This window comes from Endothiovibrio diazotrophicus (assembly GCF_054657215.1).
In genome coordinates this window covers 43,878-59,315 of record NZ_BAAHXB010000002.1, presented here as the reverse complement: position 1 = coordinate 59,315, position 15,438 = coordinate 43,878, and the positions used below count along the sequence as shown (strand labels likewise).

Genomic DNA, 15,438 nt, shown 5'->3' with positions numbered 1-15,438 from the left:
ATGAAACCCCTCTTTCAATCGATCGCTCTTTGTGCGGTGATCGTCACCACCTCATTCTCCCTGGGGTGTCAACAGACCCGCAGCGAAAGTGCCGATGACGGGCGTTACGTCGCCCACCCCACCATCGATCGAAGCCAGCATCCAAACGCCACCCTCATCGTCGGCTCCACGGCATTGCTGGAAAAAATCAAGCTGATCGATCCCCGTCTCCGACAGGCCGGCGCCTTCATGCAAGGACAGGTCACGCTGCAGAACCTGAGTGACGACCGGCTCGCCCTGGAATATCGCATCACGTGGGAGGACGACCAGGGGTTCCAGCTCGATCAAGAAGCGATGTGGACCCGGATCTTCCTCGGTCCGCGTCAGACCCGGCGCATCCAAAGCACCGGGAAACAGCAGCAGGCCGGCCACATGGTCGTCACGGTCCGCGCCCCCGACGACTATTTCATCGACTACGACCGACGCAATCCCCCCAAGAAAGAAGAGGACTCCAACCAATGAGCTTGAAGCAAACCGCCCTGAGGCTGACCTTCGCGGGCCTTGCCGCCCTCACCCTCACCGCCTGTGACTCCGCGAACCCGGTCCGGGATCGGGTGAGCATCGCCGATTCGGAAACCCGTGAACACCTCGAAGCCGACCTCAACCTGGGTGATCTGATGGGTTTTGCCGAGAACATCACCAACAAGATGCTCGCCGATCCCAAGCTTGCCGACTGGGCCAAGCGCCGCCCGCGCCTGATCGTCGGCCGTATCCGCAACAATACCGATGACCCCAACCTGCGGGTCGAAGACATGTACGACCGCATCCAGGAAACCCTCTTCAACGCAGGCGTCGCCCGTATCGTCGACAACTCCGCCACGCGGTTCGACTACATCGTCCGCTCCGAAATCACCTCCAGCCGCCAATACGGCGAGAAAGGCGAGGAGCTGGTGGAATACAAGATGACGCTCAAGCTGTTCAATCTGAAAGGAGACCTGCAAGGGCACTGGTCCGATCGACTCAAGCTGGCCAAGGCCCGCCGGGGGGTCCTGTAAGAGGCTCCGGAGGGGACACCGGTGGCCGACGAGCAACGGCTCTCGGCCACCGCTCAAGCGGCCTGCAGGCGAAACATTTAAAGCACAACCGTCTGTATCCGACCCGCGAACCGGCCTCACCCATCGATTCAAGATTTTTCTTTGACGGAATCTGGTGTAGATTCATAGCAGATAATTCAAGACCACAAATAAAAGACACCTACCGAACCAATCAACCGCCACGGAAGGAAAGCGACATGGGCCGCCGTCACCTATTCACAGCAACCCTCTCCAGACAACTCGGCCTCGCTGCGTCGCTGTGCGCCACACTTGTCTGGGCCGACGAAAACACCATTCACGGTGATATCGCCAACCAGGCCACCGCCGGGAATGTGGCGAACACCGCCGTCGGCAACGGCAGCACGGCAAATCTGGCGACCGTGCGAACGGCGGGATCGACGGTCGAAGGATCGATCGTCAACCGATACGACGGACGAAACGAAACCAATACCGCGATCGGCAGTGGAAGCCGGGCGGACCGCAACTCCGTAACCATCACAGCCGCCGAGATCCGCGCGATGCTTCTCAACACCTCCGATCACACCCGCGCCAACAACACCGCGGTTGGTTCGGGTGCATCGGCGACGCTCAATGCACAACAGATCAGTGGATCGAGCGTCACCGGCTCGGTAGTCAACACCCCCACAGCGGAAACCATCATCAACACGGCCCTCGGACGGGAAGCCGGCGCTGCCGCATCCTCCACGGTCATGACCGACACCCGCTTCTCCGGCGCGGCCACCAATCTGGTGTCCGGCCATACCGTCACCAACACCGCGGTCGGTGACGAGAGCCGCTCTTCAACGGGATCGACCCGCCTGGAGGGCAGCACCGGGAACGGCGCGATCACCAACGCAGTCACTGCGGCAACCATCATCAACACAGCCCTGGGACGCGACACCAGCGCCGCCACGTCCTCCACCGTCATGATGGGTACCCGCTTCTCCGGCGCGGCCACCAACTTGGTGTCGGGCCACACCGCCACCAACACCGCGGTCGGCAACGAAAGCCGCTCTTCAATGGGGTCGGCCCGTCTGGAAGCCAGCAGCGGGCGTGGCGCGATCACCAACACCACCACCGGGACCACCGTCAACACTTCGATTGGGCAGCGGGCGGAGGCCAACCAGGCCGCCACCCTCGTCTCCGGCGGCAACTTTGACGGGGCCATCACCAACGTCGTGGCCGGTTCCGGAGCGGTCAATACAAGCATTGGCAATGCCAGCGAAGCCAACCAGGCGTCCACCCGAATCGTCGATGGCTCCCTGAACGGGGTCGCCACCAACATGGTGCTCGGCCAGGGAACGACCAACACCGCACTCGGCAACAACGCCCTTGCCAACCAGGCCACCACCCGCATCACCGGCGGCAGCGCAACCGGCACCTTGACCAATATGGCCGTGGGCGCGGCGACGGTGAATACCGCCATCGGCAACGGCGCCGAGGCCAACCAGGCGGCGACCCGAATCAACGGCGGACGATTCAACGGCGTCGCCACCAACGTCACCCTTGGTCAAGCCACGGCCAACACCGCCATCGGTTCCAATGCCCAGGCCAACCAGGCCTCCACCCGCCTGCTCGGCAGCGTGGCGGAGGGAACGCTCACCAACACCACCGCCGCCCAGGCCGCGATCAACACCGCCATCGGCAATCGCGCTCAAGCCAACATGGCGGCCACAGTGATGGAAAACAGCACACTGCACGGAAACGTCACCAACTTCGTCGGTGGCGCCGGAATCAACAATATGGCCATCGGCGAGGGAGCGACCGCGAACACGGGTGCGCTCAAGATGAGCAACAGCGCACTCAACGGCAACGTGACCAATGTCGTCGTCACCGCCGGCGCCAGCAACGCCGCCATCGGGAAGAATGCCTCCGCCAACCTCGGCGCGGTGAATATGGAGAACTCTTCTATGACGGGCAACGCAACCAATCTGGTCACCGCGGGGGTCGCCACCAATACCGCCATTGGAAACGGGACCCACGCGAACCTCGGCGCCGTCGACATGAGCGGATCGAGGCTCTCCGGATCCATCGTCAACACGGTGGCCTCCGGCGTCGCGACCAACCTCGCGGTCGGCGACAACGCAACCGCGAACCTGGGCGCGGTCGATCTTCGCAACAGCAACGTGCGGGGCGACATCACCAACGTGGTGGTCTCCGGAGCGACAACCAACATGGCGCTCGGAAGTGGCGCCCAGGCACACATGGGCTCCGTCGCCGTATCCAACGGCTCTATCGGCGGCAGCGTCACCAACGTGGTCACCGGCCTCACGGCGACCAACCTGGCAATCGGGAGGGGGTCACGCGCCGTTGAGGGCTCCGTATTAGTCGACAATGGCGGAAATGGCGGAGGCCATAATCTCTCCTGGGGAGGGGCAAAATTCAACAACATCGAGATCCAGCCCGCATGGGCCTCCGGCGGCATCAACAATACGAACGTCGCCACCGAAGGAAACCATTCGTACAAGAACTCCATTGTTATCGGTCATCACTGACCAGCCTGACCACGCCGGAAGCGGTGAGCGCACACTGAAAAAAGTTACGAATTCATATTGTTGATGCGTCATGCCTCGAGATATTTGTTACCCAAACATCCCTGCGCAGAAAGCACAGGCAACTACCAAGGAGAAGCAGCAATGAAATCGACAAACACACTACTGGTGGCGATGATCGCCCTGGGAATGACCACCATTACGTCCGCGGAATCCAGCATCCGGGGAACCGTCAGCAACCGCACATCGATAGAGAATGCCGCCAATACCGCCATCGGTGAGCGGGCGCGAGCCAACATGGGTTCCACGGCGATCAAGGATTCCGACATTCGCGGCACCGTGAGCAACCAAAGCACCATTGAGAATGCCGCCAACACCGCCATCGGAACCGACGCAGAGGCGAACATGGGCTCAATGCGGGTCGAGAACTCCAACATCCGAGGAACAGTATCCAACACCACCACCATCCGAAACGCCGCCAACACCGCCATCGGCGAGCGTGCCACCGCCAACATGGGCTCGACTTCGATTAAGAACTCCGATATCCGTGGTACCGTGACCAACCGGGCCGACATCACCAACGCCGCCAACACCGCAATCGGAGCCAATGCCGAAGCAAACATGGGTTCGGTAAGCGTTGAGTAATGCGAGCGGGGATTGGGAATCCTCCCGATCCCCGCGTTAGCATACGATCGATATAGGAGAGAGATCATGCACCTCCTGCGCTCGACAGCCTTCTCGGCCGCCATCCTCGTGGCCGCCACCACCCACGCCGGAGACCTCGACGACGGGATATCGAAGTACAACGATGACCCCATCTCCAAGTGGGATGAAATTGGGGATCGAATGGTCAATGAGAAATACACCGTTCTGAAGGCGAGGGCCAAGGCCAATCAAGCGAAGAAGCGCGACGGATGCCGAAAGCTGGAGGGATACTCCAATGTCACCAACAGCATTGTGATTACCGACCCCGCTGTCGCCAACAACCTTCGGGACGTCTACAACATCCACGACAGCAGTGGCAACAGCTCCGCCATCGGATGTATTGAATAGCCCTCGTTAGAACACGAAAAACTGCGATATTGGTGAGAAAAATGCGACTGATTGGAAAGCTAATTGCGGTGTCCGTGGCGTTACTCGCGGGGTGTGTCGCCGCCCCACCGAAGAGCGATGACGTCGTGCTGAAAAATACACCTCCGCGAGAAAAGGTTACCAATTATAGCGCGGCGCTGACAAAGCTTGGCCTGATGACAGAGATCTACCCCGTAAATCCCATCTATATACAAAGCACCCCCATAGATGACAAAACCGGAACTTCCGGGGTGACTGTAGGGGAGATCCCAAAAGACATTACGGAAATGACCAAGAGCGCATTAAATTCCATTGGCGGCAAGGTAACCTACATTCCTTACGACCAGGATTACCTTTCCAGCAAATATGGTCTATCCACAAAAATTCGACTCCCCGACATCGTAATATCCGGGGGAATCACCGAATTCGACAGGGCCCTGGAAACCATTGGCTCAAGCCGGGACGTAGGTGTGGACTCGACACTCAATGGAGAAGCGATCGGCATCGAAGCCGGCAAACAGGGAAAGCAGGGAACCGCCCGCATCACCCTCGACTTCAATATGCTTGACTATCACTACATGACCGGCATTCCACGAGTAAACGTGAGAAACACCATGGAGGTGCATAAAGCGAGATCAGAGAACGGATTCAACATATCCTTGTTCGGGCTTAGCTTCGGTTCCAAAGGTGAAATAAAGAAGGTTCAAGGACGCCACGACGCCGTGAGACTGCTTGTCGAATTGAGTGTCATCCAGATGATCGGAAAGTATGTAGGCATTCCATACTGGCGAATACTCGACGAGAACGCTGCTCCCGACCCCTACGTTGTGGACAGATGGAAAGCAACCTACTCCCAATCTTCCGATCAACAGCGCATCGATGACATCCAGACTTGGCTCTACCTATACGGCTTCGACGTCCCCCGGACCGACATACTTGACCCTCCAACAATCAATGCCTTGACCACACTAAAGGGACCCAATGCATTGCACGGAAAATCCATCGACTTCCAACTCTATTCGGATATCCTCTTCAATATCCCAATCACTGAGCAGGCAAAACACAGGCGCAGAAACCTGAAGGAACAACCCACCCACTCTTCCGCAATCAGCCTGGAAATGGTATTAAACCAAAAGACCTTCAAAGAAGGTGACCACCTGATCGTTACGACACGCATCAGCAAGGATGGCCATCTCGACTGCTATTATCAAGACGGCCAAGGCACGGTTTTCAGAATTTATCCAAATCCACTGCAGAACACCACTGTTACCGCGGGAGGCGTTGTAACAAAAATTCCCGACTCCAGGATCCACAACGGAAATTTCACTATTGAAGTTGGTTCCTCGAGGAATAATGAATTCGTCGCGTGCGTAGCGGGGACCGACCCACTTGACAACTATTCCGCGACCGCACACAGCGTGCCACCACTAACACCAATCAAAGTCACCAACCTACAGGCGTTACTGGATGAGTTCAATGACGGGAAATCCGCGGGAAAAATCACTTATCAGATAGAAAGAATCCCCATCAACTGAAAGCCTCCTATCATCATCGACGCACCCTCGTGCAGACTCAGGGAAAAACTAACCTCTCGGAACCAGCGGCGAACGGAACGTTTTGCATGAATACAATATACGGTTACGCAACAATCGCTCTTCTGCTACTCATGGCCTCCCCCGGCACTTCCTGCGCGGAGCAGCAAAATAGCACCAAGGCGCAGCCAAGTGGACCTTCCAAGACGCTACAGTGTTGGCAGAATGGAAAACTGATTGTCAGTGAAGTCGGACTGGAGTCAATGATAGCCACCCAGGCGGGCGACGTCGTACATTTAGCCGGCGTCTCTCATAACGATCCGATACATTTGAGCTTATTCCCTCTCGGGAAGGACACGGTTTGCCTTTTCAAAAGCGAAGCGACTTCCTCTACGCCCCAACGTGGAGGGCCCTCCCCGTGATACGCAATGACTTAGTAATATATTCCATCGTGATTCTCTTTACTCTCTCCACCTCGTCTACGATAGCTGAGCAGACGGAATACCCGATCAGTTACAACACATCCAACACAGACATTTCCCACTCTAGCAACCTTCGGTCTTCAGCAAATGCCACTTCGACCCTGGGGGCTGTAGAGGGAGCTACAAACGAGTTTGGCGGCTATTGGCGAGGGACCATCACCGTCCGAGTCACAAAGTGCAAACGAGAGCTTGGGATCGCATCAGGAACTGAACTCCGAGGCGCGGTGGAGTGGGATGCGAAAGGCTCCGGCGATACCCTTTCGGGAACTTGGTCCTACTCCCTGACAGGCGGTCACCGGAACATCTCCCGATCCGGATACGCAAACGGGATCGTCAGCAAAGGCGGAAGTTTACTTATTGGCGGGCGCGATACCCCATTTACCTCGGGCGATATTCAGCGACAGACGCTCACGTTCCGCTCGGATGCCCTACTAGACGACGACTGCCAGGGTCACTGGAGCGGAGTAATGACCCGCGAGCCCCAATCAACTGCAACCATCGAACGCACCAACGAAAATCGTCACCTCAGGGTGATCAACGCCGAAATCAAGGGCGCAGTGATCAACCACCTGGACAAATCGAATGGCACCAACTTCAATATCGGCCGAAATGCGGAATCCAACATGGGAAACATGGTCATCGAATAGGGTAGAAAGATGCACAACACTCAATCACCAGCACACCAACCAAAATCCGACGCGTCGCGGAGAGCGATACCCCTGACCCTGGCGATCACCATCGGCACGGCGTTTTATGTTGCCGACGCGCTCGGCGGAAACGTATCGGTTATGGACTTCAACGCAGAGGAGTCTGCCACGCTTACCTCCCATGGGATCGTCGATGCACTCGTCGGCAATCGCGAGGACACCCAGGAGAGAGACGACGCCCCCCGCTTTCGCAGCTTTCAGCCCCAGGACGGCAACTCCCGGTCGCTCAAATTGAACCGTCCCAAGAGCAGTCCCAAGAAAGTGGAGGTCTCCTTCGATAAGGAGTACGAAAAATTGATCTCTGCGCTCCCCCCCGGGGACGGAGGGTGTCAGGCGAGGGTCCCGGGGCTAGCCGTACAGATCGAATTCGACTCGGGATCCTACAGCATCTCCCCTTCGGGATATCGACTGATCGGAGAAATCGCACAGGCAATGAAATCACCGGGACTGGCCGGCTGCCGCTTTACCGTCGAGGGCCACACCGACGCCGCCGGCGGCACCGAATTCAACCGCCAACTCTCGGAGAAGAGAGCCCGATCGGTAGGCAACTATCTGATCTACGGAGGGATCGACCCTCAGCGGATGGTGATCTACGGATGGGGGGAATCCCAACCCATCAATCAGCAGAACCCCTACTCCGACGAAAACCGCAGAGTGCAGTTCGTGATCCTGAAATAGCCATGCGCTCGACATGTCGTCGCGAAACGGGTTTCGAAAATCCCTACCAACCGGAGACCTGCGATCCTTTAGCCGCATCCGATTTCGGTTGGAAGTAGCTTTCCGGCGCCCGCACGGTGACCTCCATGTGGTAGGCGTCCTTTGACTTCCCGACGGAACTCACCCGCTTCATCTGGCGAGCCCCCAGCTGCATCCGGTGCCACATCGACTCGTCGGAGACGACAAAGCCATTTCGATCCATCCAGCGAAACTGGTACTCCAAGGATAGGGAGTCATCGCTCAGGTTCTGGATTCCGATCTGGCCCTGCGTAAAGACGCCAACCTTTCTGGTCACCGGCCGAACGACCTTCAGCTGCTCTGCGAGGTCTGAACCTCCAATCACGGTAGATACGGTATCGCCCGGAGACGACGCTCCACCGCTGGCCGCGCCTGCAACGTCCCTCTCGACCACCGTCGAACGCTCATCGCGAGCCGCAACCCGCGTCTCCGTTTTGGAATCCGATACCTCCGGGAGATCGCCTTCCCTTTCGGTATCATCCCGGCGCGTTGCACGAGACGCCGAAGCCCCCCCCGAAAAGCCGGACTCATACCGGCTCATCGATCCGCTACCCGACTGGCCCGAATTGAAATAAAAGTCACCCAGGATGATCCCCTCCATCCAAGGCACCTGCTCACCCCCGGTCTCCTGATTGACCCCTTTCGCGGTGCGTTTGAATACCTCTTCGGCGGAAAGACCGGGTACGTCCAAGGCATCCAGAAAGTGCTTGGTAAACGTGCCGTTGCGCCCATCACCGTCGCTGGCAAGGCTACCGGGCTCCGTCGCATAGAGAATCAACGACCCCGACGCAGGCGACATCCGCGCCAAACCACGACCAATGCTTCTCGAAAGTGAGCGAAACGGGTTGTTTCTACAGGCATCGAGAACGATCAGATTCAACCGCTTGTTGTGGGACGACATCTGGTCCAGGACCCATCCGGCATCCACCGCCCGATACTTGAGATCCGCTGCTGATTCGATATCAGCCCGAACCGGGATCAAATAGTTTCTTCCGTTCGTCTCCACACCGTGCCCGGCAAAGTAGAAGAGGCCCACCGCACCGGGTCTATCGAGTTGCGCAGCAAGCTGCTCCACCGCCTCCTCCATCTGTCGCTGATCGGCATCAAGCAAGCGGGTAACCGAAAACCCCCTGCTTTCCAATTTCGAAGCGATGTCCGTGGCGTCGTAAACGGGATTTTTTAACCGCTCGGCGCCATAGCGTCCGTTCCCAATGACCAACGCCGCCCGGTATTCCACTGTAGGCGGCCCGTCCTCCGCCAAAGCCCCCGATGCCACGCTCACTGCAGCAAGCCATAAGAGCCACGTCCATAGAGCTGTTCCAACCCGGCGGATAAAGAATGAACCGAATATCGCCTTCGAGAAGACAGCCGTCCAAGTGATCAAGGTGTAATCTCCATTTCCCGCGAAAAGCAGTACATTTTGGCCCCACGAGCAGTATTCCTACACCGAAGTAGGAAAACTCGAAAGCCACAAGAAAATCTATCGCAAAGGTAACATCTATAGCAACGGCGACCTACCGCCATGATATCCCAATACGACCAAATTCTCCCGCAACACTGTTTCGTTGTCCCAGCTCACAAGCGAGATTGCACAGGCGATAGCAGCCGTTTCTCAATCGCCTCCGGGGCGAACTCCTGTGCCCTAAACAGACTTGGAGCGAAAGGGTTTGGAGGAATAACACAAATCAAAAAAAGAAAAAGCATCTTAACTTGTGTATCTTCGCGAGCCGCGATAAATGACAAGATAAACGGGGTGGATAAACCGGGTGCAGCGGTATATCATGCAGGGGTCTTAGTCTTGCGTCGGCCGGATGCCATAAAACGTAATCGATCTCAAGCCTCATCCAAAACGCGTGAAGAATACTCTGGCATTGACCACTCCCCGGCATGCTTTTGCTCGCCATGCCTTACCGTATTTTTTGTGCGATTTTTGAGTTCTCAACACGATAAAAATCACCACAACTCCGGTACTGGACAACGTTACTCTTGATCTACATTGCGCCTACTGCTTCCCTGCTAGGGAATCGCTGATTTAATCCCGCGAGCGTCTGGGATAGCGCGGGTAATTGGCCCAGCCCAGACAGCCTGGGAGCCCCCCCCTGATGCGACAGACCAGCTTTTCAGAATTGGAGTACGCCGCGAGGGAGAAAGTGACGTGCCGCAACCGCTTTCTGGCTGACATTGATGCCATTATCCCGCGGGAGAGATGGTGGCGGTGATTGAGCCGTACTAACCGAAAGAAAAGCGTGGACGATCGCCGATTGGCATCGAGCAAATACTACGGATACACATTGTGCAGCACAGTGCTTCAGCTTATCGGATGAAGCCGCGGAGGATGCCATTTATGACAATCAGGCGATCCGTGGATTTGTGGGTATCGATCAATCCTGCGAGGCGGCACCGGATGCAATGACGATGATTCATTTTCGCCGGATCCTGGAAGAGCATTCATTGACCTAGGCCCTGTTTCAATCCATCAACGGCTTGCTGGGGGAACGCGGCTTGATGATGGATGCGCAAGGGGACGATTGTGGATGCCACGTTGATCGATGCGCCGTCTTCGACCAAGAACCTGGAGAAGGAACGCGACCCGGAGATGCATCATACAAAGAAGGTGAACCAGTAGTATTTCGGCATGAAGGCGCATATCGGCGTGGATGCCGAATCGGGCTTGGTCCACAGTGTGATCGGCACCGCGGCGACCGTCGGAGATGTTACCCAGGCGGACCAGTACTGCATGGCCACGAGGCCTACGGAATCGGAGACACGGCTACGTCGGCGTGGAGAAATGCGTGGATAGGAAACATCGGAAGGCGAAATGGATCGTCGCGGAAAAGCGTAACTAGATCAAAAGTCCGCCAGAGGGACAGGCGCGCAAGAGCGCGGAGGCGTTCGAAAGCAAGCGACGTCGCTAGTGTGCTTGCTGGTTGAGCATCCCTTCCATGTGGTGAAGAACCTGTTCAAGCATCGAAAGGCTCGTTATCGTGGGCTGACGAAGAACACCGTACAGTTGTTCATGCTGTTCCCGCTGTGCAATTTGTTGCGAAAGAGGTAAGTATTACGAGTTCACGGGGCATTGCGTCCTGAATAAGGGGATCAGACCGATCACGCCACACCGCTGACGGTCGAACACAAATATGGAACCACAAACGCAACACCAACCACACAACCCAGCCAAGGAGATAAAATGAAATCGAAAAACGCAAGTAAATATATACCGCTTCTTCTCGCAGTAGCGGCCTTCGCAGAGAGCAGCAACGCCGCCTCGCCGGAATCAGGCGACAAACTCGCCATTGTACCGGAAGTGGCGCTTAGTCATAGAAATTATAAATGGAGCTATAGCATACCAGGCAAATCGGTGGATGTTTTTGACGTAAACTTTCCTTCTATCCGTGTTGGATTAAATGCTGGATACGGAAAATTTTTTGGCGGAGTGAAATATGAAACATCACTAGGCGACGTTTCCGCCTCAATCCTGCCGGGGTTCACCAACGAGAACTACCAGATGCCCTATGGCGCATCCTCACAACTAGACCGCAAAGACCTCTCGTTGGTAGGCGGTTACCGCTTCACAGATAGAATAAGTGCGTTTGCTGGATATCTTAGTGGAGAAACCAGCGTAGACATGAGCGGACTACCCACCACGCTATACAGCGTCGATGTATCCGGACCGTTTGTCGGAGCGGCATACACGATTCCAGTTTTAGGAAATTCGCTTTCACTGAAGGCCGCATACAGCGATTTGAGCGGGGACATATCGTGGTACCCGGTTTCCAGCAAAGTTAACGGAAGCGGCATCTCTCTGGGCGCCATGATGACAGGCCCTTTTATAGGGAAAACAAATTACGTCATAGAGCTGGATACCTATAAATATGAATACGATAACTTCGCACCCGACCTTACCATTGAAGAAGAGCAGCTATCTCTGCGATTTGGAATAAACATGGTGTTTTAGTATTTGTATTTCACCCAACACCTACTTGGACTTGATTTCACTGCGGCGCTCCTCATCGAACGAGGAGCACCAGCTTCCAACAACACTCACAACCATCAATTGACTTGGCAAGCCGATGATTCTTTGTTCAGCGAGTAATAGCCGCAAGAAATTGAGCCACTTTCTTGGGATGATTGCCACCCTATTTCTTTTTGGTGTTGGAACTGCCGATGCGGCGGGCGATAGAGTCGCATTGGTTGTCGGAAACTCCGAATACATGCATGCTCCCTTCTTGCCAAACCCAGCGAACGACGCACTAGACATTAGAGAGAAGCTGACGAGTCTTGGCTTTGATGTAAAATTGATTCAAGACGCGAGCCGGACTCAGTTGGAGGACGCCATCCGTAAGTTTTCAAAGGCATTGAGGGGCTCGTCTGTTGGACTCTTCTTTTACGCTGGCCACGGCCTCCAAGTTCACGGAGAAAACTATCTCGTTCCCATCGATGCCGCGCTGATGGACGAGGCTGACATTCAATTTGAAACAGTTTCTGTTGATGTTGTGATGGACCAAATGGAGAGAGATAGTCGAATAAGCCTAGTTTTTCTCGATGCATGCCGAGATAACCCGCTAGCCAACAAACTGGCAAGAAGTATGGGAACATCCCGAAGCACCTCCGTCGCACGCGGGCTTGGACAAATCGAAGCAGGCATGGGCACGTTGTTAGCTTATTCCACTCAGCCAGGCAACGTGGCGGTTGATGGAGACGGCCGAAATAGTCCTTTCACAGCCGCGCTACTCGAACATATCGGAGAGGGCGGATTGGAAGTTCGTCAGCTATTAACCAGGGTACGCGCCGATGTAATTAAGAAATCCAATGGAAAACAAATTCCCTGGGATCACTCTTCACTAGTTGATGATTTCTATTTCAGCCAGAAGAAAGATTCAGCACAGAGCACAGTCACCGCAGAAAAATATTTTTGGGAAAAATGTGATACATCAAACTCAGCGGATTACTGCGCAGCGTATTTAGCGGAATACCCCGCCGGAGCCTACGTTTCGCTCGCGAACATTAAGCTAAGACATATTCGCCGCGAAGAGCAAAGGAGGACAGAGAAAAACAAAATCCAAGAAGAGAAAGACACGATCAATGCGTTGCAGAAAAAATGCAACACATATCTTCAAGTAGGGAAACTAGTCTCTTCACATGGAGAAGAGGAAAATGCCGCCAAATGTTATTTTCACATCTTGGAGCTGGATGCAGGAAACCACAAGGCCACAGAGGGACTGAAGATTGTAGCTGATCGTCTCGTGGAACTTATAAAAAACGAAATCGAGGCGAAATCACTCAAGTTTGCAGAGAGACACATAGACCAGTTGTCAGAAAATTTTCCAGGCGATCGACGCATATCCGACTTAAAGATTAGCAAGGAAGCGGCCACCCCCAGGCCGACTCCAGCTCAAGACGAGGATTCCCGGCGTGAGCAACAGAGGTCAACAAGGACTTTTGTGGGATGGTGAGTGTCCGATACGCCTAAGCCCTCCCGCAACCGACGAAATTGTCAAAGAACCCAGCAAGATTCATATAAAGCGTCCCCGATCCCTTATCGCCAGCGTAGGCGCACCCCTTTAGGAATGCTGATTCAATCGAATCCAACAATTATATACCTTTCAAATCAACAGGTTACGCGACATTAGCCGCTCGAATTTCGATTAAATCAGCGCATCCTTTACAACCCTCGAAAAAACCGCAAGCACTTATGGTTTTAGTAGACGATAACTCCAGCTCATCTTCTGAATTATTGCTTGGTAAAGCGTAGCAACTCAGTCGATTGAACCCTCGCCGCCGTCACAGTTTCCTATCTCTTCCAACGCCCCTCCCCACATCAGCTCGATCGTTCCTTTGCTAAGGACTTCTTTTTCGTATAATGAGCGGTTCGAACCCCCTATTCAACCGCACGCGCTCAAACTCAAAATCCATGGCGAAAAAGCTCTACATCAAGACCTTCGGCTGTCAGATGAACGACTACGACTCCGCGCGCATGGCGGAGCTGCTGGCCGCCACCCACGGACTGGAGCGCACCGAGACGCCCGAGGAGGCGGACGTGCTGCTGCTCAACACCTGCTCGATCCGCGAGAAGGCGCAGGAGAAGGTCTTCTCCGAGCTGGGCCGCTGGAAGCCGCTGAAGGAGCGCAACCCCGAAACGGTGATCGGCGTCGGCGGCTGCGTGGCGAGCCAGGAGGGGGAGGCGATCCGCGAGCGGGCACCCTACGTCGACCTGGTGTTCGGCCCGCAGACCCTGCACCGCCTGCCGGGGATGCTGACCACCGCCGCCCGCGACCACCAGGCGGTGATCGACGTCTCCTTCCCCGAGATCGAGAAGTTCGACCACCTCCCCGAGCCCCACGCCGACGGCCCGAGCGCCTTCGTCTCGGTGATGGAGGGGTGCTCCAAGTACTGCACCTACTGCGTCGTCCCCTACACCCGCGGCGAGGAGATCTCGCGCCCCTTCGACGACGTGCTCGCCGAGGTGGCGGGGCTGGCCGCCCAGGGGGTGCGCGAGATCAACCTGCTGGGGCAGAACGTCAACGCCTATCGCGGCGAGATGGACGACGGCGAAATTGCCGACCTGGCACTGCTGATCGAATACGTCGCCGCGGTCGACGGCATCGAACGCATCCGCTTCACCACCTCCCACCCGGTGGAGTTCAGCGACCGGCTGATCCAGGCCTTCGCCGAGGTCCCGCAACTGGCCGGCCACGTCCACCTGCCGGTGCAGAGCGGCTCCGACCGCGTCCTGGCGATGATGAAACGCGGCCACACCGCGCTGGAGTACAAGGCGAAGATCCGCAAGCTGCGCGCCGCCCGCCCGGGGATCTCCATCTCCTCGGACTTCATCGTCGGCTTCCCCGGTGAAACCGACGAGGACTTCGCCGCCACCATGCGGTTGATCGAGGAGATCGGCTTCGACCACTCCTTCAGCTTCATCTACAGCGCGCGCCCCGGCACCCCGGCGGCCGACTACCCGGACGACCTCCCCTCCGAGGTGAAAAGCCAACGGCTCAACGTCCTCCAGGCGCGGATCAACCAGCAGGCCTTCGCGATCAGCGAGGCGATGGTCGGCAGCACCCAGCGGGTGCTGGTCACCCGCCCCGCCAAGAAGGACCCGAACCAGTTGGCCGGGCGCACCGAGAACAACCGCGTGGTCAACTTCGACGGCCCCCGCGAACTGCTCGGGCAGTTTGCAGAGGTGCGCATCACCGAGGCGCTACCCAACTCCCTGCGCGGCGAGCTGATCCACCACTTCGACCGGGCCGCCAACGGGTAACCCCTCCCCCTGTAGGAGCGGCCCCCAGGCCACGATCGGGCGAAGTGCCGCCATTCACGATACCGGCGGGGGTTCCCGGAAAGGG

12 protein-coding genes and 1 pseudogene are annotated in these 15,438 nt (G+C 56.5%); 12 read left to right on the top strand and 1 reads right to left on the bottom strand.

Features of this window, described 5'->3' with window-relative positions:
* From ACYQ2W_RS00990 to ACYQ2W_RS00955, 8 genes are all read left to right on the top strand, one after another.
* Complete coding sequence (locus ACYQ2W_RS00990; RefSeq protein ID WP_459862520.1) at positions 1 to 501, top strand: DUF1425 domain-containing protein; 501 nt, start codon at positions 1 to 3, stop codon at positions 499 to 501.
* 2 nt (positions 502 to 503) lie between these two features.
* Positions 504 to 1,034, top strand: coding sequence for a hypothetical protein (locus tag ACYQ2W_RS00985; protein ID WP_459862518.1), 531 nt, complete (start codon positions 504 to 506; stop codon positions 1,032 to 1,034).
* 236 nt (positions 1,035 to 1,270) lie between these two features.
* A complete protein-coding gene (locus ACYQ2W_RS00980) occupies positions 1,271 to 3,568 on the top strand; it encodes a beta strand repeat-containing protein (protein WP_459862516.1) in 2,298 nt (765 codons plus the stop codon).
* A 141-nt stretch (positions 3,569 to 3,709) separates the two neighbouring features.
* On the top strand, positions 3,710 to 4,210 hold the full coding sequence (locus ACYQ2W_RS00975; RefSeq protein WP_459862515.1) for a hypothetical protein: 501 nt from the start codon (positions 3,710 to 3,712) through the stop codon (positions 4,208 to 4,210).
* 66 nt (positions 4,211 to 4,276) lie between these two features.
* On the top strand, positions 4,277 to 4,618 hold the full coding sequence (locus ACYQ2W_RS00970; protein ID WP_459862513.1) for a hypothetical protein: 342 nt from the start codon (positions 4,277 to 4,279) through the stop codon (positions 4,616 to 4,618).
* A gap of 41 nt (positions 4,619 to 4,659) precedes the next feature.
* Complete coding sequence (locus ACYQ2W_RS00965) at positions 4,660 to 6,171, top strand: DUF4384 domain-containing protein (protein WP_459862511.1); 1,512 nt, start codon at positions 4,660 to 4,662, stop codon at positions 6,169 to 6,171.
* 703 nt (positions 6,172 to 6,874) lie between these two features.
* Complete coding sequence (locus tag ACYQ2W_RS00960; protein ID WP_459862509.1) at positions 6,875 to 7,297, top strand: hypothetical protein; 423 nt, start codon at positions 6,875 to 6,877, stop codon at positions 7,295 to 7,297.
* Between the two features lie 9 nt (positions 7,298 to 7,306).
* Positions 7,307 to 8,035, top strand: coding sequence for an OmpA family protein (locus ACYQ2W_RS00955; protein WP_459862507.1), 729 nt, complete (start codon positions 7,307 to 7,309; stop codon positions 8,033 to 8,035).
* Between the two features lie 43 nt (positions 8,036 to 8,078).
* On the opposite strand, the gene ACYQ2W_RS00950 is transcribed toward ACYQ2W_RS00955, so the two are convergent.
* Positions 8,079 to 9,476 (bottom strand): DUF1425 domain-containing protein, encoded by a 1,398-nt coding sequence (locus tag ACYQ2W_RS00950; protein ID WP_459862505.1) that lies wholly within the window; start codon positions 9,474 to 9,476, stop codon positions 8,079 to 8,081.
* A gap of 715 nt (positions 9,477 to 10,191) precedes the next feature.
* On the opposite strand from ACYQ2W_RS00950, the pseudogene ACYQ2W_RS00945 reads away from it, so the two are divergent.
* From ACYQ2W_RS00945 to miaB, 4 genes and pseudogenes are all read left to right on the top strand, one after another.
* Positions 10,192 to 11,147, top strand: a pseudogene (locus ACYQ2W_RS00945) (IS5 family transposase).
* A 132-nt stretch (positions 11,148 to 11,279) separates the two neighbouring features.
* On the top strand, positions 11,280 to 12,047 hold the full coding sequence (locus ACYQ2W_RS00940; RefSeq protein ID WP_459862503.1) for a hypothetical protein: 768 nt from the start codon (positions 11,280 to 11,282) through the stop codon (positions 12,045 to 12,047).
* Positions 12,048 to 12,216: 169 nt separating this feature from the next.
* Positions 12,217 to 13,545 (top strand): caspase family protein, encoded by a 1,329-nt coding sequence (locus ACYQ2W_RS00935; RefSeq protein WP_459862501.1) that lies wholly within the window; start codon positions 12,217 to 12,219, stop codon positions 13,543 to 13,545.
* A 458-nt stretch (positions 13,546 to 14,003) separates the two neighbouring features.
* The gene (gene miaB, locus ACYQ2W_RS00930; protein WP_459862499.1) at positions 14,004 to 15,353 is read left to right on the top strand and encodes a tRNA (N6-isopentenyl adenosine(37)-C2)-methylthiotransferase MiaB; all 1,350 of its coding nucleotides are present in this window, start codon (positions 14,004 to 14,006) and stop codon (positions 15,351 to 15,353) included.
* Positions 15,354 to 15,438: the final 85 nt, after the last annotated feature.